This is a genomic window from Streptomyces sp. NBC_00554, from assembly GCF_041431135.1.
Lineage (GTDB): Bacteria > Actinomycetota > Actinomycetes > Streptomycetales > Streptomycetaceae > Streptomyces.
Genome location: NZ_CP107799.1, coordinates 8,157,992 through 8,182,435, shown reverse-complemented (window position 1 = coordinate 8,182,435; position 24,444 = coordinate 8,157,992). Strand labels below are relative to the sequence as shown.

Here is a 24,444-nt window from a genome sequence, read left to right as displayed (position 1 = left end):
TGCCTCGTGACATCTGTTTCAGGACGGATTGCACAGGTTGCCCAATTCAACTTGTTTTCAAACCAAGTTGACGACATCGGGGGTGGACGAGTCGCCGTGCGAGGAGCAGGGTGTGCCCCGAAGGCGCGGCCCGGGGACGGGACATGACACCGCGTCATCCCGCGACAGAGCACCCGTATGGACCGAGCCAGAAGCACCCGCATGGACCGAAGGGAGCGGTACGCGATGACCGACCAGGTACAGCCGGCGCAGGGCCCGGGAACGTCCGGGCCGGGGCCCGACGGAGCGGGATTCACCTACCGAGGAGCCGAGCAGGAGCTGATCGTCGTCGCACGTCCCGAGGCCAGGCTCCGCGCCAGGACCGAGGGCGTCCGTTCGGCGGTGGGCGCCGATGTGTCGGCCCTCAACATGTTCCTCAGCGACGAACAGCTCTCCCTGGAGCCGCTGTTCGGCAGCGAGGAACGTCTGCAGCAGTCCGCGGCGACGGCCACCGAGAGCGGCCCCGACCTCGCGCTCTTCTACCGGGTACGCGGCGTCGAGAGCCGCGCCCGGGAACTGCGCTCACGGATCGCCGCACTGCCCGAGATCGACACGGCGTACGTGAAGCCGGGCGCCGTACCGGCCTCCGTGGGGTCGGTGGGACAGAGTGCGGACAACAGCCAGCGAGTGAAGGAAGGGGCGCCCGTCACCCCGGACTTCACCAGCCGCCAGGGGTATCTGCGCCCGGCGCCCGAGGGGATCGACGCGTACTGGGCCTGGCAGCGGCCGGGCGGTACGGGCCAGGGCGTGACGGTGATCGACGTGGAGGGCGCCTGGCAGCTCGGCCACCAGGACCTGGCCGGGAAGCTCGCGGGCGTCGTCGTCGGCACCCCGCTGACCGACCTCGCCTGGCGCAACCACGGCACCGCCGTCATCGGAGTGATCGGCGGCGACCGCAACGAGCACGGGATCACCGGCATCGTGCCGGACACCGTGACCGCGGCCGCGTCCTTCCAGGGCATCGGCACGGCGGCCGCGATCCACGCGACGGCCGACCGGCTGAGCCCCGGCGACATCATCCTGATCGAACTGCACGCTCCGGGCCCGCGGTTCGACTTCGAGGAGCGCGACGACCAGCAGGGCTACATACCGGTCGAGTGGTGGCCGGACACCTTCGCGGCCGTCCGGTACGCGACCGCCAAGGGCGTGCTCGTCGTGGCGGCCGCGGGCAACGGCGCCGAGTCGCTCGACGACGGGGTGTACGAGCGCCGCCCCGCCGAGTTCCCCGAGTGGTGGCGCAACCCGTTCAACCCCTCCAACCAGTCCTCCGGCGCGGTCCTGGTCGGCGCGGGCGCACCGCCGCCCGGCACCCACGGCCGCGACCACGGCCCGGACCGCTCGCGGCTCGCGTTCTCCAACTACGGGGCCCGCGTGGACGCGCAGGGCTGGGGCCGCGAGGTCACGACCACCGGCGGCTCCTGGGACCGGCCCGGCGACCTGCAGGGCGGTGCCGAGGAGATCGGCTGGTACACGGACACGTTCTCCGGGACCTCCTCCGCCTCTCCGGTGGTGGTCGGCGCCCTGGCCGCGCTGCAAGGCATGCTCAAAGCGGCCGGGCAGGTACCGATGTCCCCCGAGCGTGCCCGCGCGGTGCTGCGGGCCACGGGCACCCCGCAGCAGGACGCGCCGGCCCGGCCCGCCTCCCAGCGGATCGGCAACCGGCCGGACATCAAGGCGGCGGTGACCCATCTGCTGCCGGACGCGGTCGGCTCGGGCCTGGCCGAACGGTACTGGGACGAGCTGCTGCCGTACCCGCGTGAACTCCCGCCGAGGCTCCGGCTGTTCGTGGCCGGCGACTGGCGCAACCTCAACAACCCGTCCCCCGAGATCCGCCAGGCGGTGCACTCCGCCTTCGCGGGAGGACGGCCCGACGTACGTGTCTGGTTCTCGGACGACGAGATCGTCGGCCTGGTGGTCACGGGCTGAGGACCTGGTCGTCACATACCGGCGAACCGCAACCAACCATGATGGAAGGTGGCACCCGCATGAGCATCACCCCGCAAATGAGCCAACAGGGCCAGCAGTTCCCGAGCACGTCGCCGTACCAGCAGCAGGGTCCGGGCCAGCAGCAGCCGTACGGACAGCAGATGCAGCAGCCCTTCGGCCAGCAGCAGCCGTTCGGGCAGCAGCAACAGCAGCCGTACGTCCAGCAGCAGCAGCCGTTCGGACCCCAGGGCATGAGCGGATCGCTCGAGCAGCTCCAGCAGCTCGCCCAGCAGCAGCCCTTCCAGCAGTTGCTTCAGCAGCTGAGCCAGCAGCAGCAACAGCAGCCGTACGGACAGCAGCAGCCGTTCGGGCAGCAACAGCAGGGCGAGCAGCAACAACAGCAACAGCAACAGATCGAGCAGCAGGTGCAGCAGCAGCTCCAGCAGGTCACGCAGGCCGCGCTTCAGCAGATCTCGACGCAGGCGCTCGTCGCCGGTGTGGCGAACGGCTACATCGACATCGTTCACCCGCTTCCGGGGCAGCCGCGGCAGATCTTCCTGCGCATCAACAACCAGTTCCGTGTCCTCAACAACCCGACCCCGCAGGCCCACGACGAGATCCAGGAAGCGTTCGCCTTCGGCCACCAGGTCATCGGCGTCTGGGACACCGGTTCTCCCGCGATCCTGCGCAGCATCCGGGTCCAGCGGATCTGACCGGCGCGTGATCCACGCTTGAGTCCGCTCGAACCAAAAGGGGCGCTCCCTCCGGACGGAGGAAGCGCCCCTCTCGCGGGCTCGTGCGGCCCGCGCTGTCTTTCGTCCTACAGGGCCACGCCCAACAGGGCGTCCACGGAGCGCGATACGACGCCGGGGGCGCCCTCGTCCGTACCGCCCCGCTCGTGCTGGAGAGCGGCCCAGCGGTCGACCGCGGCGAGCGCGGACGGCGCGTCCAGGTCGTTGGCGAGGGCCTCGCGGATCTCCTCGACGAGCGCGTCGGCGGACGGCCCGTCAGGGCGTGAAACGGCGGACCGCCAGTTCTCCAACCGCGCGACGGCCTCTTCGAGAACCGAGTCCGTCCACTCCCAGTCGGCCCGGTAGTGGTGCGCCAGCAGGGCGAGCCGTATCGCGGCGGGGTCGACGCCGTCGCGCCGGAGCGTGGACACGAAGACGAGATTGCCCTTGGACTTCGACATCTTCTCGCCGTGCAGCGCGACCATGCCGGCGTGGACGTACGCCTTGGCCATCGGGAACTCGCCGGTCAGCACCTGGGCGTGCGAGGCGCCCATCTCGTGGTGCGGGAAGGCGAGGTCGGAGCCGCCGCCCTGGACGTCGAAGCCCATCCCCAGGTGGTCGAGGGCGATGGCGACACACTCGATGTGCCATCCGGGACGGCCCTGCCCGAGCGAGCCACCGTCCCAGCTGGGCTCACCCTCGCGCGCGGCCATCCAGAGCATCGGGTCGAGCGGGTCCTTCTTGCCCGGACGGTCCGGGTCGCCACCGCGCTCGGCGGACAGCAGGCGCATCGCGGCGGCGTCCAGGTTGGACACCTTGCCGAAGTTCGGATCCGACTCGACGGAGAAGTAGACATCCCCTTCGAGCTCGTACGCCGCTCCCGCGTCCCGCAGCCGCTCGACGAGCGGGACGATCCCCGGTATCGCCTCGACGGCGCCGATGTAGTGCTTCGGGGGCAGCATCCGCAGGGCGGTCATGTCCTCGCGGAAGAGGGCGGTCTCCTTCTCGGCGAGCGCCACCCAGTCGATGCCGTCCCGCTCCGCGCGCACCAGCAGCGGGTCGTCGACATCGGTCACGTTCTGGACGTAGTGAACCTGCCGCTTGGTGTCGAGCCACACGCGCTGAACGAGGTCGAACGCGTTGTAGGTCGCCGCGTGCCCCAGATGGGTCGCGTCGTACGGCGTGATGCCGCATACGTAGATACGGGCGACGGGACCGGGGTCAAGACTGACGAGCCCACCGGTCGCGGTGTCGTGAATCCGGAGGTCGCGGCCCTCACCAGGCAGGGCGGGGACATCAGAAGCGGGCCAGGCATACATGCCATGAGCGTAACCGGCCCGAAGTTACGTATACGAACCGGACCAGGCCTGATGGCCGGGAAGGCACCCTTGCGCAGCGACTGCGGGCATGCGTGGCGCCAGGGCGCGGCAGCCCACCCACCCATCCGCCACAGCTGCGGGCATGCGTGCCGCTAAGGCGCGGCAGCCCACCCACCCGTCCGTCACAACTGCGGGCATGCGTGCCGCTAGTGGCGGCACGGGTGGGCGCAGCGGCACCCTGCAAGCGCAGGCAAGCGCACCCACCCCAAGCCCAGCCCCCACCCCGCGTGCACTCAGACAGGCGGCCAGGGAATCGCGGGCCACTCCCCACTGGGCTCCGGATGCTTCCCCGAGGCCAGCATCGCCGAGACACGCCCCCGCGTGGCCTCCACCTCGACGGAAGTGACAAGTTCGGCCAGCCGGGTGGCGAGCGCCCCACCGGGCACCAGCCCGTCCCGCAGAGCGGAAAGCACCGAAACCGCCTCCGCGGTCAGCGACTCCCCCGCCCACCCCCACAACAACGTCCGCAGCTTGTTCTCGGCATTGAAGGTGACCCCATGGTCGATGCCGTACAGCCGCCCCTCACCCCCAGGCAGCAGATGCCCACCCTTGCGATCCGCGTTGTTGATCACGGCATCGAGCACGGCCAGCCTCCGCAGCCGAGCGTCGTCGGCGTGCACGAGCAGCGCCGTCCTCCCCTCGCCGACCTCGGCGAAGCCGATCGCCTTCCAGCCCTCCGCGGGCTCCTCACCGTCCACCAAGGCCAGCAGCTCGGCTTCGGGGACGGCCTCGATCCAGAGCTGGCACATGCCCTCGCCGTGCGGCCCGTCCCGCAGCACCGTGGTCGGCACGAGCCCCCACCCGGTCGCCTCGGACACCTCGTACGCGGCGACCTCGCGCTGCGCCAGCGTGCCGTCGGGAAAGTCCCACAGCGGCCGCTCCCCGGCGACCGGCTTGTAGACGCAGAACGCGTCCCGGCCCTCGTACGAGACGGAGCAGTACAGCACCGCGTTCGAGGCCTCGCGGATCCGTCCGCGCACCTTCAGCTCGCCCTTGGCGAGCAGCTCGGCCGTGGTCACGCTCCGCGGCGGTATCCGTTCTGGCGCGGACATACGTGTCCTTCCGGGTCGAGCGGGAGGCTGCACAGCGGGCAGGGCGGCCGGCCCGCGTTGACGACGTCGAGGGCACGCTTGGCGAAGGCCCGGGCCTGCGCGCCGGTGAGCCGGACCCGGAGCATCGGCGGACCGTTCTCCTCGTCCTGGAGCAGCCGCTCCTCGGCCTCGGCGAGGTCCTCCTCGGAGTCGGCGTCGAGCTCTACGAGGGCCTGCGCCTCGACGATCATGCGCTGCTCGTCACCGTCCCAGGCCAGCGCCATGGTGCCGACCCGGAACTCCTCCTCGACAGGGGCGTCGAGGGGGGCGGTGTCGGACACCTCGGTGGGGGCCACGGCCGGGACGGGCGCGCTGCCTCCGGTACGCCGTACGACCTCGTCGAGGAGCTCGTCCATGCGCTCCGCGAGGGCGGCCACCTGGGTCTTCTCCAGAGCCACGCTGGTCACCCGGGGGCCCGAGGTGGCCTGCAGGAAGAAGGTACGGCGCCCGGGCAACCCGACCGTACCGGCCACGAAACGGTCCGGGGGGTCGTAGAGGAACACCTGACGGGACACGTCCTGTCTCCATTGATTTCGACATGCGGACCGGCTGACGGCGTCGGCCCGCATCGGTTGCTGACAAGTCTGCTGACAACTGCGAATGCAACTACGGATGACAACTACTGCGCTGCTTCGACCGCTTCACCCTACTGCGGCCGACGATCACGGTGCGCCCGCACCGCCCCCGACCGGGGCGTCACCGCTCGGGGGTTCCTCGCGCGGCGCCAGGGACGCGAAATCACCCGTGTCCCCGAGGCGCACGAGGAACGGCCGCATCCGTGTGTAGCGGATCGCGGTGATGGAACACGGTTCTACAGAGATCCGCTGGAAGAGATCGAGATGAAGTCCCAGTGCGTCCGCGACAAGGGATTTGATGATGTCGCCGTGCGAGCACATGAGGTACACGGCGTCACCGCCGTGATCGCGCTCCACGCGCGCGTTCCACTCGCGCACCGCTTCGGCGGCCCGCGTCTGCATGGCCCGCATCGATTCGCCGCCGGGGAACGCCACCGCGGACGGGTGCGTCTGGACGACCTCCATCAGCGGCTCGTCCATCAGCTCGGCGAGCTTGCGGCCGGTCCAGTCGCCGTAGTGGGCCTCCCCGATGCGCTCCTCGGTGTGCACCCGCAGTTCCGGCCGTGCTTCGAGCAGTGGCCGAACGGTCTCCTGGCAGCGTTGCAGGGGGCTCGTGACGACCTCGGAGATCGGCAGCGCGGCGAGTCGCCCGGGCAGTGCGGCGGCCTGCTGGGCGCCGCGCTCGTCGAGGGCGACGCCGGGCGTCCAGCCGGCGAGCAGTCCCGCGGTGTTGGCGGTGGAACGTCCGTGCCGGACGAGGATCAGGGTGGGCATGCGGCCCAGCGTAAACGGACGCCCGAGCGACCAGCTCCGGGCCGCCGGGGGCAGTGGCCGGAGTGCGGCCCCTCCCGTTCGGCGGAAGAATACGCTCCGTGATCGTCGACTCCGCCATCTACCGCGACGGGCGCCGGACGGAGGGCCCCGGCGACCTCTCCGACGCCCTGGCCGAGGCCCGTGCCGCGGGCAACACGTTCCTCTGGGTCGGGCTGCACGAGCCGACGGAGCGGGAGTTCGACCTCGTCACCGAGGAGTTCGGACTGCACCCGCTGGCCGTCGAGGACGCCCTCAAAGCCCACCAGCGGCCCAAGCTGGAGGTCTACGACGATTCGCTGTTCATGGTCCTCAAGCCGGTCGTGTACGAGCCGGACAGCGACGCCGTCTCCACCGGCGAGGTCATGATCTTCATCGGCGACTCCTTCGTGGTGACCGTCCGGCACGGCGAGGGCTCGCCCCTCGCGGCCGTGCGGCACCACCTGGAGGCGGACCCCGAGAAGCTCCGGCTCGGGCCCACCACGGTGCTCTATTCGATCGCCGACGCCACCGTCGATCACTATCTGGAGGTGGCGACGGAGCTGGGGACCGACCTGGAGGAGCTGGAGGCCGAGGTCTTCTCACCGACTCTCGGCGGCTCGCGCAACACCGCGTCACGGATCTACACCTTCAAGCGGCAGATCCTGGAGTTCCGCAGGGCCACGGTCCCGCTGTCGGTGCCACTGACCCGGCTCGCGGGCCCTGTCCTCTACGCCACGGCCGTGCCCTTCGTGGACGAGAAGGCGCAGCCGTTCTTCCGTGACGTGAACGACCATCTGATGCGTGTGAACGAGTCCGTGGAGAGCCTGGACCGGCTGGTCTCGGACATCCTGTCGGCCCATCTCGCGCAGATGAGCGTGCGCCAGAACGACGACATGCGGAAGATCTCCGCGTTCGCGGCCATGGCCGCGGTCCCCACCCTGATCGCGGGCGTCTACGGCATGAACTTCGACCACATGCCCGAGCTGCACTGGCTGTGGTCGTACCCGGCGGTGATCCTGCTGATGGTGGCCCTGGAGTTGCTCCTGTACCGGATGTTCAAGCAGCGGGACTGGCTGTAACCAGGTCCCCAAGGGGCGACTGGCTGTAATCAGGCTCCACGCGCGCGTGGCCGCGAGTCGTCCGGGTCACGCGAACTCGGGTGCCGCCGCCGCGGGCCCGCCCAGCGCGTCGCGCCGTTCGGGCGTCCTGAGGGAGACCATCCGGCGCCAGCCCCCGGCCCGCTCGTAGGCGTAGACGGCGTGGATGCCCGCGGCAAGCGTCGCCGACTTGGCCCTGGGCCAGTCGAGGATGCGCCCCATGTGGGCCATCACGGCGAGGCTGACATCCCGGTAGACGCGGATCTCGGCGAGCGCGCACTCGCGCAGCGTCCGCTGGATGTCGGGGCCGTGACCGGCGTACGCGAAGCGCAGCAGTTCCTCGTGGCAGTACGCGAGGTGGTTGTCCTCGTCGTTCGAGATCATCTTCACCGCGCGGCCGAGGTCGGGGTCGTCGGCGAAGTGCTTGCGCAGCAGCTCCATCTGCTCGGAGGCGCGCTGTTCGGTGACCCTGCTGTGGGCGAGATACGTGACGATGTCCTGCACGCTCAGCGGCTCGTCGCTCTTGAGCTTGTCGTGCGCAAGGCCGATCCCGTGCCGCTCCAGGAGCATCGTGTAGTCGGTGTCTGAAGGGACCTCGACGGGGGTCAGGCCACGCTTCTTCATGAGGGCGTTGAAAATCCGCCCGTGCTTGTCCTCGTCCGCGCCATGGCGGGCGATCTTGGGTACGAGTTCACGCTCACCCGGCGGGACGAGCGCGGCGATCCGCGCGTTCTCCCAGCCCCCTTGCGACTCCCCGCTGGCAGCGATGGAGCAGAAGAGACGGAACGACTCGTCGTTGTCGAGGATCTCCTGGAACAGACTCTTGGCCGAAAGCATCACTGCCACCTCCATACAAGGTTTCCGCAGAAACCGAGTCAAATGGGTCGGCAGGAGCGCGGCAACCGATATGTCGGACAACTCCGCCAAACGAAGGACGGAGAGGGACGCTCAGGGGCGTAACCCAAGGGGGCCCTGGCGCGTTGTTCCCGGTGACGGCCGTGGCGGGGAAGACCCCCGAGCCCCCACCACGGCCGCAGAACTTATCTCCGGGACATTCGCCGCGTTACGCCAGACCGGCGCGCTCCAGGGCGTCGCAACCGGCCCGGAGCGAGGCGATCCGGTCGTCCAGAGTGAAGCCCGCGGGGGCCAGCGTGAGTGTGTTGACCCCGGCAGCCGCGTAGGCCTTCATCCGGTCGGCGATGCGGTCGACCGAGCCGAGCAGCGTGGTCTGGTCGATCAGCGAGTGCGGAATGGCGGCCGCGGCGCCCTCCTTGTCGCCGGACAGGTACTTGTCCTGGACCTCGGCGGCCTCCTTCTCGTACCCCATGCGCTGGGCGAGCTGGTTGTAGAAGTTCTGCTTGCGGCTGCCCATGCCGCCCACGTACAGCGCGGTGTACGGCCGGAACATGTCGGCCAGCGCGGTCACGTCCTTGTCGTCGCCGAGCGCGATCGGCAGCGTCGGGCAGATGTCGAAGCCCTCCAGCGTCTTGCCGGCCTTCTCGCGGCCCGCACGGAGGTACGTGATCGCGGTGTCCTCCAGGTGCTCGGCCGAGGGGAAGATCAGCAGGGCGCCGTCGGCGATCTCGCCGGTCTGCTCCAGGTTCTTCGGGCCGATCGCGGCGATGTAGAGCGGGATGTGCTCGCGCTCCGGGTGCACGGTCAGCTTGAGCGGCTTGCCCGGGCCGCCCGGCAGGGGCAGCGTCCAGTGCTGGCCCTCGTACGAGAGCCGCTCGCGCGTCATGGCCTTCCGTACGATCTCCACGTACTCGCGGGTGCGGGCCAGCGGCTTGTCGAACTTGACGCCGTACCAGCCCTCGGAGACCTGCGGCCCGGAGACGCCGAGGCCGAGGCGGAAGCGGCCGCCCGACAGCGAGTCCAGGGTGGCGGCCGTCATCGCGGTCATCGTGGGCTGCCTGGCCGGGATCTGGAAGATGGCCGAGCCGACGTCGATGCGCTCGGTCTTGGCGGCGACCCAGCTGAGTACGGTCGCCGCGTCCGAGCCGTAGGCCTCCGCGGCCCAGCAGACGGCGTAGCCGAGCCGGTCGGCCTCCTGGGCGACGGCGAGATTGTCCGCGTCCATTCCGGCGCCCCAGTAGCCGAGGTTAATCCCGAGCTGCATGGCCGATTCCCCTTACCGATCAGTAACGTCCCTTGTCTCCGAGACACTAGCGCGCTGGTGGGCGCCGCGGCAGGGACGGGTTCGGCCTCGGGTGATTCTGGTTGTCCACAGGGCCCCCACGCAGGGAGTTGTGGCCAGTAATCTCGGCGTCCATGGAGCAGAGGCATCTCGGCCGTACAGGCCTGCGTGTGTCCCGGATCGGACTCGGCACCCTGACATGGGGCCGGGATACCGACGAGCATGACGCGGCGCACCTGTTGAAGGCGTTCTGGGAAGCGGGCGGGACCCTCGTCGACACCGCGGACGTGTACGGGGACGGGGAGGCCGAGTATCTGCTCGGACAGCTCATAGAAGGGCTCGTGCCGCGCCGGGACTTGGTCATCTCGACGAAGGCGGGGAGCGTGCCGGACCCGGACCGTCGCTTCGACGGCTCGCGCGGGCATCTGCTGTCCGCGCTCGACGCCTCCCTCGCACGGCTCGGCACGGACTACGTGGACCTGTGGCACGTCCACGCCTTCGACCCGGGGACGCCGCTGGACGAGACCCTCCAGGCGCTCGACCTCGCCGTCAGCAGCGGCCGCGCGCGGTATGCGGGGGTGTCCAACTTCTGTGGCTGGCAGCTCGCCAAGGCGGCGACCTGGCAGCTCGCGGCGCCCGGGGTGCGGACCCGGCTGGCCAGTACGCAGATGGAGTACTCCCTGCTCCAGCGCGGCGTCGAGCGGGAGGTGCTGCCGGCCGCCCTCGACCTGGGTGTCGGCCTGCTGCCCTCCTCGCCGCTCGGGCGGGGCGTGCTCACGGGCAAGTACCGCCAGGGGACGCCCGCCGACTCCCGGGGCGGCTCCGAACACCTCGCGCCCTTCGTCGCGCCGTACCTGGACGACGCGGCGAGCAGCATCGTGGACGCCGTGACGACCGCGGCGGACGGCCTCGCGGTGACGCCCCTGCAGGTGGCTCTCGCCTGGGTCCGCGACCGGCCCGGAGTCGTCGCCCCGATCATCGGCGCGCGCAACGCGCAGCAGCTCACGGCCGCGTTGTCAGTGGAGACCCTTAGTCTTCCTGACGAGATCTGCCGGGCGCTCGACGACGTGTCGGCGCCGGTGCACCACTATCCCGATCACGACTGGAGCACGCTGTGAGCACGGAGCCCGAGACCACGGAGGACGCCGAGCCGGGGGCGCCGGGCGCGGGTGCGGCCGACGGTCCGCAGACCGCGGACGGGACCGCCCCCGAGGGCGATGACGCGGGCGCGGAAGCCACGGAAGAGACCGAGGCCACCGCGGCCGAGGGTTCCGAAGCCGCCAAGCTGTCCGAGGCAGCGGCCGAGCTGGCGGCCCAGCGTCTGGAGCGCGAGCGGATCGAGCGGCGGAAGGCGGAGAAGCAGGGGCCGGTCCAGGCCGGGACCAAGCTCAGCGGGAAGGCCGCCGATCTGCTCGCCGCCGTACGCGCCGTGGAGAGCGGCGAGAAGCCCGTGACCAGGGCGTTCCGTGAGCCCGAGCCGGCGCCCCGCGGTACCGCGCCGGAGCCCGTGCGGCGGCCTCAGCCCGTTCTCGCCCCGGCCGGTGCGCCGTCGGCCGTCGCGCCGGAGGCCGTCGAGACCGTACGCGCGGTACTCACCGAGGGCGGCGCGCCCGACGCACTCGCGCCGCAGGTCGCCGCCGCTCTGGGCGAGGGTGCGGACGATCAACTGCGCGAGGACCCCTGGCAGTTGCTGCGGGTCCCCGGAGTGCGGCCCGAGCAGGCCGACCAGTTCGCCCGGGGGCTGCTCGGCGCGGAGTGCGGCCCGGACGACGAGCGGCGGGGCCGGGCGCTCACGGTGTGGCTCCTCGAGCAGGCGGCGATCGCGGGGCACACCGCCCTCGACGCATCGGCGCTCGCCGCCGCGCTCACCCAGCGCTCGGTGCCGGACCCCGACGCGGCCGTGCAGAGCACCCTCGCCGAGGGCGAGGCCCTGGTCTTCCAGGACGCGCTCGACACACCCGACGCAGTGGCCCCCGTACCGGAGGGGGACGAGGAAGCCGAGGAGCGCCCGGTCCGCGTCCTCGTCGGCCTGGAGCGGTACGCCCTGGCCGAGGAGAGCCTCGCCGACGGCCTCGCCCGCGTGGTCAACGCCCTGCCGAAGGAGGACGCGACCGACTGGGCGTCCGCCGCCGCTTCGGCGTCCGGTTCCACCGCGGAATTGATCCGCGCCGTGGCCGGTCACGGCATCGTCCTGCACACCGGCGGCGAGGCGTCCCGCGCGGAGCCGACGGCCCTGGTCGCCGCGGCCAGGGGGCTCGGCCTGCGGGCGTACGCCGCCGCGCACACGCCGGACGGCCGCCGCCGCTTCGCCGCGCTGCTCGGGGCGGCGGAGAACGCGGGAGCACCGCGGGACATCGGCGACGACCACGGCCGGCCCGAGGTCACCGTCGCCGGTCTGCTCTCCGGAACCGAGGGCCCCGGCCGGGATCCCGAAGGCGCCTTCGCCCTCGACCTGCTCGTCGTCCTGGACGCGCCGCAGCTCGACGTCGAGACGGCGGCGATGCTGGCCGAGTCGCTGCCGGACGGGGCGCGGCTGGTGCTGAGCGGGGACCCGGGAGTGCTGTGGTCGGCGGGTCCCGGGCGGGTCTTCGCGGACCTTCTCGCCGCCCGCGTCTGCCCGCAGGTGGCCTCGCGGACACCGGACCCCGGACCCATCGGCGAGCTGGTGTCCGGCATCGGGATCGGCGAACTGAACCAGGTCGAGGCGCCCGGCAAGGAGGTCGTGATCGTCCCGGTGCGTGACGCCGGTGAGGCGGTGCACCGCACGGTGCAGCTGGTGGCGGACTCGGTACCCCGCGCGATCGGCATCCCTGCCGAGCAGACACAGGTAATCACTCCGGGGCACGGCGGCGCGGCCGGCACGCGCGCGCTGAACACCGCGCTCAAGGAGCGGCTCAACCCCGGCCCCGGCCGCTTCGGCGGCTTCGACCCGGGCGACCGGATCGCGTACTCCCCCGAGCCGGGTCGTACGGTGCCCGGCCACGTGGTGAACGCCGACGCCGACGGGCTGCACCTGGAGTGCGCGGGCGCCCCCGTCGTCGTACCCAAGGAGCGGGTGGAGCAGTCCGTACGGCACGGCTGGGCGCTCACCGCGCACCAGGCGGTGGGCCTGCGCCTGCCCGCCGCCGTCGTGGTGCTCCCCGGTGACGCCGCCCAGGCCCTGACCAGGCCCTGGATCTACACGGCCTTCGGCCGCGCCGAGCGCCATCTGTCCGTGGTCCACGGGGTGGACCAGGCCCTGGCGCGGGCGGTGGCGGAGGTCCCGCAGAAGTCGCGCACGACCCGGCTGCCCGCCCTGCTCAAGGCACAGGTGCCGGTGCCCGCACCTGTGTCCGCGGCGAGCTGAACCCCGTACGCACAGAGGTGGCGGTCACCGGGCCCCGGTGACCGCCACCCCGTACAACGGGCTCGGCTCAGCGATCCGCGTCCAGCGGTTCCAGATCGGAGTCGGGGCCGAGGTCGTCCTCAAGATCCTCGTCGTCCGAATCGTCGTCGAAGACGGCACTGACGTCGAAGCGGCAGACCACGCGCTGCGGGTCGATCGATTCGAACGGGGCCTCAAGCCATTCGCCGGGCTCGGCCGCCTCGTCCGCGGCTGTCACCCAGAGCGTGGAGTCCCCCTCCTCCAGGCCGAACTCCTTGTGCCGGGAGGCGATCTCGTCCGGTTCGAACTCGCCGAACAGGACTCCGAGCGCCCCGTGCACGGTGCCGGCCGCCGCGTCGAAGGCCGCGCTGACACTGGCTCCGTCCTCCTCCACGGCCTCCACCCGCTGAGCCTGCGCCAGCAGGCGCTGTGGCTCCACCACCGCGTAGTCCCGGCGGATCAGCACGCTCAGCGCGTTCGGCTCCTCCGGGCCCGTGTACGGCGGCAGCGTGTCTTCCGAACCGGGGATCTCGAAGGGTGTGACCTCGTCGTAGCGGTCGTAGAGGAGCTCGTCGTACTCCTCGGCCGCGGCGGCCAGCTCGTTGAACGCCTCGTATACGGCCGGGTCGTCATCGCCCGTCCTGCGCTCGACCGCGGCCAGGTGACGGTCGAGCGCGGTCTTGATCGCCTCGGCGGCGGCGCGTACCTCGGCAGCGGTGGGCTGCACAGCATCAGACATAGTGCAGACGCTATCCGTACAGAGCCTCTGCCCGCACAATAGATGCGATGCCGGAATACGAATTTGTCGACGTGTACGTACCACGCGGGGTTTCCCGCAAGGACGCTACACGCCTGCTGACAGACCACGCGGAGTACGGACACTGGGAGTTGGACCGTCTGAGCCTGCTGCGCGACGGCAGCCGCAAGGTGCGGCTGCGTCGGCGGATCATCCGTCAGATGCGCGCGACATGGTGAGCGAAAGAGGCTGAAACGGAGCCGGCCCCGCGAGTGCGGGGCCGGCTCCGTTCCGCTCACCACGGAAGGTTTGTGACGTTGTGCTCACACCTGTGCCGGTTACGCCGCCGATCGCGCCCTGCGGTACAGCACGGCGCCGCCCAGCAGTGCGCCGATACCCGCCGGGACGATCGCGCCCAGCGGCAGGTCACCGCCGGTGTGGGCAAGCTGCTCGACGCCCTCGGGCTGGGTGACGGACCGCGCGCCCAGGTGGTCGGCGTGCGCGGAGCCGCCCGCGTTCTCCCCGCCCCAGCCGGCCGGCCCGGCAGGGTGGCCCGGGGTCCCCGGCGTCACCGGATGACCCGGCGTAGCGGGATGTCCCGGCGTCCCCGGAGTGCCGGGCTCGCCCGGGTGTCCCGGCTGGCCGGGCTGCCACGGCTTGCCCGGAGTCGGCGCCTCGGGTCCGCCGCCGGGCGGGGTGGTGGAGTGCCCGCCACCTGCCCCGTTCCCGCACTCGTTGCCCGTCACGGCGTTGCCGACGCCGCCCACGTTCACGCTGTTGCCGCAGATGTTGACCGGCACGTCGATCGGCACCTGCACGTGGTTGCCCGAGCCGACCCCCGGTGAGTTACTCGCATGCCCGCCCGCCTGCGAGCCACCGCCGGAATGGGACCCTCCGTCCCCGTAGCCGCCGGACGAACCGCTCCCGCCGCCCTTGTTGGCGCACTTGTTGCCCATCGCCGGGTTGAGCAGCCCCACGACGCTCACGGTGTTGCCGCAGACGTTGACCGGCGCGTGCACCGGCGCCTGCACCGTGTTGCCCGACAGCACGCCGGGCGAGTCCGAACTGGCGCCGTTCGCACCCGAGTCGGCATGTGCGTGACCGCCGGTGACGGCGAGTACGCCACTCGCTGCCGCCACGGTCATCAGGCCCTTGCGGGTGACCTGTCGCATAGCTATATCCCTGCCTTCGCCCTTGGCTTGGACCATCCGGAACGCGCACGCACCCGACCGACGCGTGCGCGGAAAAGCCGGTCGGCCCCGAAGCGCATGGCACGCGCTCCGGGGCCGACGGGCTCACACCCTCATGGGATGAGGTGCAACGTCACTTGTTGATGCAGGTGTTGCCGAAGGCGGGGTTCAGCAGCCCGATCACCGAGACCGTGTTGCCGCAGACGTTCACCGGGACGTGAACGGGCACCTGGATGACGTTGCCGGAGGCAACACCCGGGGAGCCCACAGCGGCACCCTGGGCACCCGAGTCGGCGACGGCCAGGCCCGCACCCGCGAGAACCAGACCACCGGTGGCGGCCGCAGCGGCGACGATCTTCTTGATCATTATTCCTCCTTGTTGGCAAATGCGATCCCAGCTTCGGATCGCATCACCTGTAACGAGGGGGAAGTAATGGGGCTACGCGCTTATCGTCTCATTCACTCTTCTCAGTCAATTCCGCACAGGCTGGCGAATAGTGCAGTTTCGTTTCAGTGGGCCAATTCACCGCATGGCCCGGTCCGTTCAGGAAGCGTCGATGAAGCGGTCGAGTACGCGCACGCCGAATTTCAGCGCATCGACCGGCACCCGCTCGTCGACCCCGTGGAACATGCCCGCGAAGTCCAGCTCCGGCGGCAGCTTCAGCGGCGCGAAGCCGAAGCAGCGGACGCCGAGGTCGGCGAAGGACTTGGCGTCGGTGCCGGCGGACAGCATGTAGGGGACGGCGCGCGCGATCGGGTCCTCGGCGGACAGCGCGGTCTGCATCGCGTCGACGAGAGCCCCGTCGAAGGTGGTCTCCAGGGCCTTGTCGGAGTGCACGTCCTCGCGCTTCACCTTCGGGCCGAGAATCCGGTCCAGGTCGGCGAGGAATTCCTCCTCGTAGCCCGGCAGATAACGCCCGTCGACGTGCGCGGTCGCCTGCCCCGGAATCACATTGACCTTGTAACCCGCGCCCAGCTGGGTCGGATTGGCGGTGTTCTGCAGGGAGGCGCCGATGAGCTTGGCGATGCCGCCGAGCTTGGCGAGCGTCGCGTCCATGTTCTCCGGGTCGAGCTCGGTGCCGAGCGCGTCGCCGAGTTCGTCGAGGAAGTGGCGCAGCGTCTTGGTCACCCGCACCGGGAACTTGTGCCGCCCGAGCCGCCCGACGGCCTCCGACAGCTCGGTGATGGCGTTGTCCTTGTGGATCATCGAACCGTGCCCGGCGGTGCCGTCCACGGTCAGCTTCATCCAGTGCATGCCCTTCTGGGCGGTCTCGACGAGATACAGCCGCAGCTTCTCGTTGACCGTGAAGGAGAACCCGCCGACCTCGCCGATCGCCTCCGTCACGCCCTCGAAGAGGCCGGGGTGCTTGTCGACCAGGTGCCGAGCGCCCCATGTCCCGCCCGCCTCCTCGTCCGCGAGGAAGGCGAGGACGATGTCGCGGGGCGGCTTGCGGCCGCTGCGCATCCGGTCCCGTACGACCGCCAGCGTCATGGCGTCCATGTCCTTCATGTCGACCGCACCCCGGCCCCACACACAGCCGTCGGCGATCTCGCCGGAGAAGGGGTGGTGGGTCCAGTCCTGGGCGTTGGCCGGTACGACATCGGTGTGGCCGTGGATGAGCAGCGCGGGGCGTGAGGGGTCCTCGCCCTCGATGCGGGCGACCGTGGAGGCGCGCCCCTGGTGCGACTCGAAGATCTGCGGTTCGAGCCCCACCTCGGCGAGCTTCTCGGCGACGTACTCGGCGGCCTTGCGCTCACCCGGCCCCGAGTGGTCCCCGTAGTTGCTGGTGTCGATCTGGATCAGCTCGCGACAGAGGTCCACGACCTCGTCCTCGCCAGAGACGCCCCTGGCCGTGCTCGACTCGCTCACGCTGCTTCCTCCCACTGTCACTGCTGGTGGTCCCCCCTCATCCTCTCTCCGACCCCCGCCCCGTCCAAGGCCGGACGCGGCCCGTCACACGCCGTTCACGCGGGAACGGGGCGTGATCGGGCGCCCTCGGAAGCCTGGTAATGTTTCCTCTGTCGCCGCGAGGGAAACCCCGCGCGACAGACACCTTGTCCGGGTGGCGGAATGGCAGACGCGCTAGCTTGAGGTGCTAGTGCCCTTTAACGGGCGTGGGGGTTCAAGTCCCCCCTCGGACACCAGATGGTTCTGTGCGAACGGTGCCGGCGGATTCTCCGCCGGCACCGTTCGCGTTTCGTCGTCGTACGTCAGCTTCCGTCGTCGTACGTCAACTCCGCGCGGCCATCAGCCGACCAGTGCCGGGGCCTGGGCCTGGGCCGAGGCGGGGGCCGGAATCTCGCGGGCGTGCGGGTAGGCGGCCGACCGGTGCTGGAAGGAAAGGATCTTCGGGTTCTGGATGATGCCGTCGCGGATCTCGATGGCCTTGCTGACCGTGGCGTCGGCCTCCCATGCCGTGGGGCCGCTCATGACCTTGCGCAGGTAGGGGAGGAGCGCCTCGCTGATCTCCCAGGTGGCGGAGTTCCACATGTGGGACGGGCTGTGATCCACCCCGTAGTAGTGGCAGCCAGGACCGACCGTGGGCATGGGATCGCCGAAGGTGGTCGGGCGGGCCCATTCGAAGCCCATGCCCTCGTCGCAGGCGACGTCGACGAAGAAGGTCCCCGGCTTGAACTGGGCGAGTTCCTCGTCGGTGACGAACATCAGCGGTGAGTCGGTGTCCTGCAGTACGCAGTTGACGATGATGTCGAACCCGGCCAGGTACTCCGCGAGCGGCGCGGAACCGGCCGCGGTGATGGCCCGCAGCTTCGACGGATCGTCCGCCTGCTCCTCGAAGTGCCCCATCACGACCGACGGCATCGGCGAGGCCACCGCGGCGGCGGCGCGCTGGGTGAGCACGGTGACGTCGGAGACGCCCATGGCTCCCAGGCCCGTGACCGCTCCGCGTGCCGTGGCGCCGAAGCTGATGACCACCGCGCGCAGCCGGCGCCCGTAGCTGCCGGTCAGCCCGCCGAGCTGCAGGGCGTGCAACACCGAGCAGTAGCCCGCGAGTTCGTTGTTCTTGTGGAACACGTGGACGCTGAAGGCGCCCGTGGAGGTCCAGTGGTTCATGGCCTCCCAGGCAATGAGCGTCAGCTGCCGGTCGATGGCGAGCTGGGTCATCGTGTCGTCCTGCACGCAGTGCGGCCATCCCCACAGCACTTGGCCCTGGCGCAGTTCGGCGACGTCCTCGTGCATCGGTTTGGGCAGCATCAGGACATCGCACTCGGCGATCAGCTGTTCTCGGGAGCGCAGGCCCGCGACGAGGGGCCGCAGAGCATCGTCGCCGACGCCGAACCGCTCGCCGTAGCCCTGTTCAAGGAAGATCTTCTCGCGTACGTCGGGGCCGATCCGGCCGAGGTGCGCGGGGTGCAGGGGAAGTCGGAACTCGTTCTCCTTGTTGGAGGAGGAGATGACTCCCAGACTCATCAGGCTCGTGCGGCTCATACGCTTCCTCATTATTGAGTTCTTGTCGTGACTGAGTGCCGGAACGCCTTGGGGCTCCCCGGAGACACCTCGGGGCGGGAAGGACCGCTAACGCGGAGCGCGGGACGGGATGCGGCAGTCGGCGCGACGGTTCGAGCGAGCAGTCATGGGGCGGCCCATTTCCGCCGGGCACGAGGTGCTCCGGCCTTGCCGTTCCCCGAGGGCGACGCTGAAACGGATGACGGCGTGCTAGGCGCTCGGTACCTGCAACCGTACTCCCCTGTGGGCTCCTCGAACCCCGCTGACGTGCGCAGGACCAGGTGGGGAGGTCACCAACTCCGAGTGGAACCGCACCCATTGCATTGCCGTACGACGTGTTACGGCAAGATGTGGGGCAGATCTCGTCAGAGTGACAGATCCCCACGTCAGAGCACCAGCAGGGCACCGGAATCACTGGTTCCAGGGGCTCCCCGACGCCCCCTCACATGGCTGACGTGCAGGTACGCGACTAGCGTCGTACTAAAATTCCACGCTTGTTTGGAGCTGGACCGGAACATCCCCAGGCGTACCTGCGGGCCCACCAGCGCCCCGGACGCTCCGGGATCACCACGTGAGGACCCGATGGCAGCCCTAGAGCAAGGCCCTGCGCTCGCTCTGTTCGACGAGGAGGTGCGAGCGGAGTTCGGTGACCGCGCGCGCTTCTCCGCCTCCCCCGCCGCCTCCCCGCGCACGCTCGTGGACATCCTCGACGCCTCCGTCCGGGCGTACCCCGACGAGCCCGCCCTGGACGACGGCGAGCGCTCCCTCACCTACCGTGCGCTGGCCGTGGAGGTCGAGGCGCTGCGCCGCAGGCTCGCGGACGCCGGTGTCGGCCTCGGCGACCGGGTCGGCGTCCGCGTCCCCTCCGGCACCAATGACCTGTACGTCGCCATCCTCGCCGTACTGGCCGCCGGCGCCGCCTATGTGCCGGTGGACGCCGAGGACCCGGACGAGCGGGCCGAGCTGGTCTTCGGGGAGGCCCAGGTGCGCGCGGTCGTGGGGGCCGGGCACGAGCTGACCGTCACCGGCAGGAGCGAAACGCCCGCCGCCCGTCCCGGCACCGAGCACGACGCCTGGATCATCTTCACCTCGGGCTCCACCGGCAAGCCCAAGGGCGTGGCCGTCAGCCACCGCAGTGCCGCCGCCTTCGTCGACGCCGAGGCGGACCTCTTCCTCACCGAGGAACCGATCGGGCCCGCCGACCGGGTCATGGCGGGCCTCTCCGTCGCCTTCGACGCCTCCTGCGAGGAGATGTGGCTGGCCTGGCGGTACGGCGCCTGCCTGGTGCCCGTGCCGCGTTCCCAGGTGCGCAGCGGCGCCGACCTGGGGCCCTGGCTGGTGGAGCAGGAGATCACCGTCGTCTCGACCGTGCCGACGCTGGCCTCGCTGTGGGAGCCGGAGGCTCTCAACGAGGTCCGGCTGCTGATCTTCGGCGGCGAGGCCTGCCCGCCCGAGCTGGTGCAGCGCCTCGTCACCGAGGGGCGCGAGGTGTGGAACACCTACGGGCCCACCGAGGCGACCGTCGTCGCCTGCGCCTCCCTGATGACCGGCGAGGAGCCGATCCGGATCGGGCTGCCGCTGAACGGCTGGGAGCTGGCCGTCGTCGACGAGGCCGGGGAGCCCGTGGCGATGGGCGACAGCGGGCAGCTCGTCATCGGCGGAGTGGGGCTCGCCCGCTATCTCGACCCCGAGAAGGACGCCGAGAAGTACGCGCCGCTCGAGTCGCTGGGCTGGGAGCGGGCGTACCGCAGTGGTGACCTCGTCAAGGCGGAGCCCGAAGGGCTGATCTTCCTCGGCCGGGCCGACGAGCAGATCAAGCTCGGCGGGCGCCGGATCGAGCTCGGCGAGGTGGACGCCGCTCTGCAGGCGCTGCCCGGTGTCGCGGGTGCCGCGGCCGCCGTACGGACCGCGCGCAGCGGCAACCAGCTGCTCGTCGGCTATGTGGTCACCCAGGAGGGCTGGGACCAGGCCACGGCCGTCGAGAAGCTGCGCGCCGAGCTGCCCGCCGCCCTGGTCCCGCTGCTCGCGCCGGTCGAGGACCTGCCGACCCGGACGTCAGGCAAGGTCGACCGCAACGCGCTGCCCTGGCCGCTGGAGAACCTGAACACCGGCGGCGCGAAGGAGCAGCTGTACGGCACGGAGGCCTGGCTCGCCGAGCAGTGGAGCGAGGTTCTCGGCATCCCCGTCGCCACCGCGTCCGACGACTTCTTCGCGATCGGCGGCGGCAGCCTCGCCGCCGCCCAGCTCACCACGAGGCTGCGCACCCGCTACGCCAGCGCCGCGGTCCTCGACATCTACCAGCAGCCGACCCTGCGCAAGCTCGCCCGGCACCTGGAGGAGTCCTCGCAGGACGACGGCGCCGAGCGGGTCATCGCGCCCGTGCCGCTGCGCACCAAGGCGACCCAGCTTCTTCTACTGATCCCGCTTTTCACGCTCCTCGGTCTGCGCTGGACGGTGGCGCTGGCCGCGCTCGGGAACGTACTGCACTGGTTCGGGCCGTATCCGTGGGCGCCGACGGCCTCGTGGTGGCTCGTCGCCGCCGGGGCCCTCGTGCTCTTCAGCCCGCCGGGGCGCCTCGCGATCGCCGCGGGCGGTGCACGGCTGCTGCTACGGGGCGTGAAGGCGGGCCGTCACCCGCGCGGTGGGAGTGTGCATCTGCGGCTGTGGACGGCCGAGCGGCTGGTCGAGTTCAGTGGCGCGACCTCGCTGACCGGGTCCTGGCTGGAGCGGTACGCGCGTGCCCTGGGCGCCAAGATCGGGCCGGACGTGGATCTGCACTCGCTGCCGCCGGTGACCGGCATGCTCAAGCTGGGCCGGGGTGCCGCCGTGGAGTCCGAGGTGGACCTGTCGGGGCACTGGCTGGACGGTGACCGGCTGGAGATCGGTCCGGTGAAGGTGGGTGCGCACGCCGTGGTGGGCACGCGCAGCCTGCTGTTCCCCGGTGCGCGGGTGGGCAAGCGGGCCGAGGTGGCCGCCGGTTCCGCCGTGGCCGGGCATGTTCCGACCGGGCAGCGCTGGGCCGGAGCGCCCGCCGTGAAGCTCGGCAAGGCGAAGCGGGCCTGGCCCAAGGAGCGCCCGGCGCGTGGCACGTACTGGCGCGTGATGTACGGCGTGACCGGCTTCGCGCTGTCCGCGCTGCCGCTGGTCGCGGGACTTGCCGCGCTGCTCGTGGCGCACGAGTTCGTGAGCGCGGACGCCGGGCTCGCTGAAGCCCTGCGCGGTGCGGCGGTGGCCCTGGTGCCGGCGACGCTCGCCTTCGGCCTCGCGTACGCGCTGCTGCTCCTGATCGCCGTACGGCTGCTGAGCCTCGGGCTGCGCGCGGGCACGTATCCGACGCACAGCCGGATCGGCTGGCAGTCCTGGACGGTCACGCAGCTGATGGACCGCTCGCGGGACACGCTGTTCCCTCTGTACGCAGGGCTGATCACGCCGGTGTGGCTGCGGCTGCTCGGGATGAAGATCGGGCGGGGCGCCGAGGTCTCCACAGTGCTCGCGCTGCCGAGCCTCACCACCGTCGGCGAGGGCGCGTTCCTCGCGGACGACACACTCACCGCGCCGTATGAGCTCGGCGGTGGCTGGGTGAAGATCGGGCGGGCCGAGATCGGGCGCCGGGCGTTCCTCGGGAACTCCGGGATGACCGCGCCGGGCCGCAGCGTGCCGGACGGCGGTCTTGTCGGGGTGCTGTCGGCGACGCCGAAGAAGGCGAAGAAGGGCAGCTCCTATCTGGGGCTGCCGCCGATGAAGCTGCCGCGTGCCGCGCAGGGCGGCGATCAGAGCCGTACGTACGACCCGCCCGCGCACCTGCTGTGGGCGCGCGGTCTGGTGGAGCTGTGCCGGATCGTGCCGGTGTTCTGCTCGGCGGCGCTCGCCGTGCTGACGGTGGCCGCGCTGAGTGCGCTGGGGGCATGGGCCTGGGCGCTCGCCGGGGTGGTGCTGCTCGGTGTGGGCGCGCTCGCGTGTGTGCTGTCCATCGTGGCGAAGTGGGCACTCGTGGGGCGGCACCGGGCGGGCGAGCACCCGCTGTGGAGCAGCTTCGTGTGGCGCAATGAGCTGGCGGACACCTTCGTCGAGGTGGTGGCCGTGCCGTGGCTGGCGGGTTCCGTGCCGGGTACGCCGCTGATGACGGCGTGGCTGCGCGGGCTCGGTGCCCGGATCGGCAAGGGCACCTGGGTCGAGAGTTACTGGCTGCCGGAGACGGACCTGGTGTCGCTCGGCGATGCTTCCACCGTGAATCGGGGCTGTGTCCTGCAGACTCACCTCTTCCACGACCGGATCTTGCGGACGGATACTGTTGTCCTCCGTGAGGGCGCCACCCTGGGTCCGGGCGGAATCGTCCTGCCCGGCAGCACCGTCGGGGCCCGTTCCACACTGGGTCCCGCGTCGCTCGTGATGGCGGCGGAGTCCGTTCCCGACGACACCCGCTGGCTGGGCAACCCGATCGAGTCATGGCGTTCATAGAAGCGAAGGCCGGATCGGATACGAAGGGCGGTGTACCGGCACGTCGTACGAGCACAGGGCAGGGAGCAGACGCAGCAGTGAGCGTTCAGCAGACAGTGGGATCGGACCCGTACTTCCCGGCCAACGGTGATCCCCGCTACCGGGTGCACCGGTACGAACTCGCGCTGGACTACCGCCCCGGCCCGAACCGGCTCTCCGGCACCGTGCGGCTCAATGCCATAGCGGGCCGCTCCCCGCTCACCGAGTTCCATCTGAACCTGGCCGACTTCCGGATCGGCCGGGTCCGTGTCGACGGCAAGGCACCGCACTACACCCACCGCGGCGGCAAGCTCCGCATCCGTCCCCCGAAGCCGATCCGCGCCGGTGCCGCCTTCACCGCCGAGGTGCACTGGGCCGGCAATCCGAAGCCGGTGAACAGCCCCTGGGGCGGGCTCGGTTGGGAGGAGCTGGAGGACGGGGCTCTGGTGGCGAGCCAGCCGATCGGCGCGCCCTCCTGGTATCCGTGCAACGACCGCCCGGCCGACAAGGCCGCCTACCAGATCTCGATCACCACACCGTCCGCGTACTCGGTGGTGGCCGGTGGCCGGCTGCTGACCCGTACGACGCGGGCTTCGACGACCACCTGGGTCTACGAGCAGTCGGCGCCGACGTCCAGCTATCTGGTCGGCCTTTCGATCGGCAAGTACCAGACGGTGCTGCTCGGCGACCCGGGCCTCGGCGGCGTGCCGCAGACCGGCCATCTGCCCGCGGACCTGCTCTCCGAGTTCTCCCGGGACTTCGCACGCCAGCCCGCGATGATGGAGCTGTTCGAGGATCTCTTCGGGCCCTATCCGTTCGGCGAGTACGCGGTGGTGGTGACGGAGGAGGAGCTCGATGTCCCCGTCGAGGCACAGGGGTTGTCGCTGTTCGGCGCCAACCACGTGGACGGGGCGCGGGGTTCGGAGCGGCTGATCGCGCACGAGCTGGCACACCAGTGGTTCGGCAACAGCGTGTCCATCGCGGACTGGCGGCACATCTGGCTGAACGAGGGGTTCGCCAAGTACGCGGAGTGGCTGTGGTCGGAGCGTTCCGGCGGCCGCGGGGCGCATCAACTCGCCGCCGCCGCCCACCGGAAGCTGTCCGCGCTGCCGCAGGACCTGTGTCTGTCCGACCCGGGGCGCAAGCTGATGTTCGACGACCGGCTCTACGAGCGCGGCGGGCTCGTCCTGCACGCGCTGCGCTGCGCGATGGGTGACGAAGCCTTCTTCCGCATGCTGCGCGGCTGGGCCACTCAGTACCGGGGCGGCGCAGTGACGACAGCCGCTTTCACCGCGCATGTCACCCGCTACGCGGCCGAACCCCTGGACGACATGTTCGCCGCATGGCTGGACAAGAGGGCGCTCCCTCCGCTGCCCTCGCCCGCGGCCTCTCGGCTTCCGGCGCGGCCCACCTACCCGCCGACCAACGCCGACTCGGCGTAGACG

At 70.8% G+C, this 24,444-nt stretch carries 20 protein-coding genes and 1 tRNA gene; 9 read left to right on the top strand and 12 right to left on the bottom strand.

The window, feature by feature from the left end; translation table 11 throughout:
* The first annotated feature begins 225 nt into the window (after positions 1–225).
* Entirely contained in the window at positions 226–1,965 is a 1,740-nt protein-coding gene (locus tag OG266_RS36100; RefSeq protein WP_371550873.1) for a S8 family peptidase, read from the top strand.
* Between the two features lie 11 nt (positions 1,966–1,976).
* On the opposite strand, the gene OG266_RS36095 is transcribed toward OG266_RS36100, so the two are convergent.
* Positions 1,977–2,375 carry a hypothetical protein gene (locus OG266_RS36095; RefSeq protein WP_371550871.1) on the bottom strand — a complete coding sequence of 133 codons (399 nt, stop codon included), beginning with the start codon at positions 2,373–2,375 and terminating at the stop codon, positions 1,977–1,979.
* Between the two features lie 15 nt (positions 2,376–2,390).
* Between OG266_RS36095 and OG266_RS36090 the strand changes: the two genes are divergently transcribed.
* The gene (locus OG266_RS36090; protein WP_371550869.1) at positions 2,391–2,678 is read left to right on the top strand and encodes a hypothetical protein; all 288 of its coding nucleotides are present in this window, start codon (positions 2,391–2,393) and stop codon (positions 2,676–2,678) included.
* Positions 2,679–2,785: 107 nt separating this feature from the next.
* On the opposite strand, the gene mshC is transcribed toward OG266_RS36090, so the two are convergent.
* The 4 genes from mshC to OG266_RS36070 form a co-directional block, all read right to left on the bottom strand.
* Positions 2,786–4,015: a cysteine--1-D-myo-inosityl 2-amino-2-deoxy-alpha-D-glucopyranoside ligase gene (mshC, locus tag OG266_RS36085; protein WP_266466925.1), complete on the bottom strand. Its 1,230-nt coding sequence runs from the start codon at positions 4,013–4,015 to the stop codon at positions 2,786–2,788.
* A gap of 293 nt (positions 4,016–4,308) precedes the next feature.
* Complete coding sequence (locus OG266_RS36080; RefSeq protein ID WP_371550866.1) at positions 4,309–5,127, bottom strand: SCO1664 family protein; 819 nt, start codon at positions 5,125–5,127, stop codon at positions 4,309–4,311.
* The gene (locus tag OG266_RS36075; protein ID WP_266466919.1) at positions 5,091–5,681 is read right to left on the bottom strand and encodes a DUF3090 domain-containing protein; all 591 of its coding nucleotides are present in this window, start codon (positions 5,679–5,681) and stop codon (positions 5,091–5,093) included. Before OG266_RS36075 ends, OG266_RS36080 begins: the two co-directional genes overlap by 37 nt.
* A 147-nt stretch (positions 5,682–5,828) precedes the next feature.
* Complete coding sequence (locus tag OG266_RS36070) at positions 5,829–6,515, bottom strand: histidine phosphatase family protein (protein ID WP_371550864.1); 687 nt, start codon at positions 6,513–6,515, stop codon at positions 5,829–5,831.
* A 98-nt stretch (positions 6,516–6,613) separates the two neighbouring features.
* On the opposite strand from OG266_RS36070, the gene corA reads away from it, so the two are divergent.
* A complete protein-coding gene (gene corA, locus OG266_RS36065; protein WP_371550862.1) occupies positions 6,614–7,612 on the top strand; it encodes a magnesium/cobalt transporter CorA in 999 nt (332 codons plus the stop codon).
* Positions 7,613–7,678: 66 nt separating this feature from the next.
* Here the strand turns inward: corA and OG266_RS36060 are convergent, their stop codons facing one another.
* Entirely contained in the window at positions 7,679–8,467 is a 789-nt protein-coding gene (locus OG266_RS36060) for a ferritin-like domain-containing protein (RefSeq protein ID WP_329548626.1), read from the bottom strand.
* A 226-nt stretch (positions 8,468–8,693) separates the two neighbouring features.
* Entirely contained in the window at positions 8,694–9,749 is a 1,056-nt protein-coding gene (locus OG266_RS36055; protein WP_329548625.1) for an LLM class F420-dependent oxidoreductase, read from the bottom strand.
* A gap of 152 nt (positions 9,750–9,901) precedes the next feature.
* Between OG266_RS36055 and OG266_RS36050 the strand changes: the two genes are divergently transcribed.
* Entirely contained in the window at positions 9,902–10,885 is a 984-nt protein-coding gene (locus tag OG266_RS36050; RefSeq protein WP_266466901.1) for an aldo/keto reductase, read from the top strand.
* Positions 10,882–13,113: a helix-hairpin-helix domain-containing protein gene (locus OG266_RS36045; RefSeq protein ID WP_371550859.1), complete on the top strand. Its 2,232-nt coding sequence runs from the start codon at positions 10,882–10,884 to the stop codon at positions 13,111–13,113. Before OG266_RS36050 ends, OG266_RS36045 begins: the two co-directional genes overlap by 4 nt.
* Positions 13,114–13,180: 67 nt before the next feature.
* Here OG266_RS36045 and OG266_RS36040 read toward each other — a convergent pair whose 3' ends face one another.
* A complete protein-coding gene (locus OG266_RS36040; protein ID WP_266466897.1) occupies positions 13,181–13,870 on the bottom strand; it encodes a hypothetical protein in 690 nt (229 codons plus the stop codon).
* Positions 13,871–13,917: 47 nt separating this feature from the next.
* On the opposite strand from OG266_RS36040, the gene OG266_RS36035 reads away from it, so the two are divergent.
* Positions 13,918–14,106: a DUF5703 family protein gene (locus OG266_RS36035; RefSeq protein ID WP_266466894.1), complete on the top strand. Its 189-nt coding sequence runs from the start codon at positions 13,918–13,920 to the stop codon at positions 14,104–14,106.
* A 99-nt stretch (positions 14,107–14,205) separates the two neighbouring features.
* Here the strand turns inward: OG266_RS36035 and OG266_RS36030 are convergent, their stop codons facing one another.
* The 3 genes from OG266_RS36030 to OG266_RS36020 all read right to left on the bottom strand — a co-directional run bounded on the left by OG266_RS36030 (position 14,206) and on the right by OG266_RS36020 (position 16,927).
* Positions 14,206–15,039: a chaplin family protein gene (locus OG266_RS36030; RefSeq protein ID WP_371550857.1), complete on the bottom strand. Its 834-nt coding sequence runs from the start codon at positions 15,037–15,039 to the stop codon at positions 14,206–14,208.
* 151 nt (positions 15,040–15,190) lie between these two features.
* Positions 15,191–15,424, bottom strand: a complete 234-nt coding sequence (chpH, locus tag OG266_RS36025; protein ID WP_266466891.1) for a chaplin ChpH — start codon at positions 15,422–15,424, stop codon at positions 15,191–15,193.
* Between the two features lie 177 nt (positions 15,425–15,601).
* Positions 15,602–16,927 (bottom strand): M20/M25/M40 family metallo-hydrolase, encoded by a 1,326-nt coding sequence (locus tag OG266_RS36020; protein ID WP_371550854.1) that lies wholly within the window; start codon positions 16,925–16,927, stop codon positions 15,602–15,604.
* A 187-nt stretch (positions 16,928–17,114) separates the two neighbouring features.
* Here OG266_RS36020 and OG266_RS36015 point away from each other — a divergent pair.
* A tRNA-Leu gene (locus OG266_RS36015) sits at positions 17,115–17,202 on the top strand.
* A gap of 103 nt (positions 17,203–17,305) precedes the next feature.
* Here OG266_RS36015 and OG266_RS36010 read toward each other — a convergent pair.
* Positions 17,306–18,505: a N(5)-(carboxyethyl)ornithine synthase gene (locus OG266_RS36010; protein ID WP_371550853.1), complete on the bottom strand. Its 1,200-nt coding sequence runs from the start codon at positions 18,503–18,505 to the stop codon at positions 17,306–17,308.
* A 600-nt stretch (positions 18,506–19,105) separates the two neighbouring features.
* Here OG266_RS36010 and OG266_RS36005 point away from each other — a divergent pair.
* On the top strand, positions 19,106–22,981 hold the full coding sequence (locus OG266_RS36005; RefSeq protein WP_371550850.1) for a Pls/PosA family non-ribosomal peptide synthetase: 3,876 nt from the start codon (positions 19,106–19,108) through the stop codon (positions 22,979–22,981).
* 77 nt (positions 22,982–23,058) lie between these two features.
* Positions 23,059–24,441 (top strand): M1 family metallopeptidase, encoded by a 1,383-nt coding sequence (locus tag OG266_RS36000; protein ID WP_371550848.1) that lies wholly within the window; start codon positions 23,059–23,061, stop codon positions 24,439–24,441.
* Positions 24,442–24,444 lie beyond the last annotated feature (3 nt).

What these genes read in the sequence shown, in the direction of transcription:
- OG266_RS36100 (WP_371550873.1), top strand. Translation starts at nt 226, where the DNA reads ATGACCGACCAGGTACAGCCGGCGCAGGGCCCGGGAACGTCCGGGCCG.
- mshC (WP_266466925.1), bottom strand. Translation starts at nt 4,015, where the DNA reads ATGTATGCCTGGCCCGCTTCTGATGTCCCCGCCCTGCCTGGTGAGGGC.
- OG266_RS36080 (WP_371550866.1), bottom strand. Translation starts at nt 5,127, where the DNA reads ATGTCCGCGCCAGAACGGATACCGCCGCGGAGCGTGACCACGGCCGAG.
- OG266_RS36070 (WP_371550864.1), bottom strand. Translation starts at nt 6,515, where the DNA reads ATGCCCACCCTGATCCTCGTCCGGCACGGACGTTCCACCGCCAACACC.
- OG266_RS36060 (WP_329548626.1), bottom strand. Translation starts at nt 8,467, where the DNA reads ATGCTTTCGGCCAAGAGTCTGTTCCAGGAGATCCTCGACAACGACGAG.
- OG266_RS36055 (WP_329548625.1), bottom strand. Translation starts at nt 9,749, where the DNA reads ATGCAGCTCGGGATTAACCTCGGCTACTGGGGCGCCGGAATGGACGCG.
- OG266_RS36050 (WP_266466901.1), top strand. Translation starts at nt 9,902, where the DNA reads ATGGAGCAGAGGCATCTCGGCCGTACAGGCCTGCGTGTGTCCCGGATC.
- OG266_RS36040 (WP_266466897.1), bottom strand. Translation starts at nt 13,870, where the DNA reads ATGTCTGATGCTGTGCAGCCCACCGCTGCCGAGGTACGCGCCGCCGCC.
- OG266_RS36035 (WP_266466894.1), top strand. Translation starts at nt 13,918, where the DNA reads ATGCCGGAATACGAATTTGTCGACGTGTACGTACCACGCGGGGTTTCC.
- OG266_RS36030 (WP_371550857.1), bottom strand. Translation starts at nt 15,039, where the DNA reads ATGCGACAGGTCACCCGCAAGGGCCTGATGACCGTGGCGGCAGCGAGT.
- chpH (WP_266466891.1), bottom strand. Translation starts at nt 15,424, where the DNA reads ATGATCAAGAAGATCGTCGCCGCTGCGGCCGCCACCGGTGGTCTGGTT.
- OG266_RS36010 (WP_371550853.1), bottom strand. Translation starts at nt 18,505, where the DNA reads ATGAGCCGCACGAGCCTGATGAGTCTGGGAGTCATCTCCTCCTCCAAC.
- OG266_RS36005 (WP_371550850.1), top strand. Translation starts at nt 19,106, where the DNA reads ATGGCAGCCCTAGAGCAAGGCCCTGCGCTCGCTCTGTTCGACGAGGAG.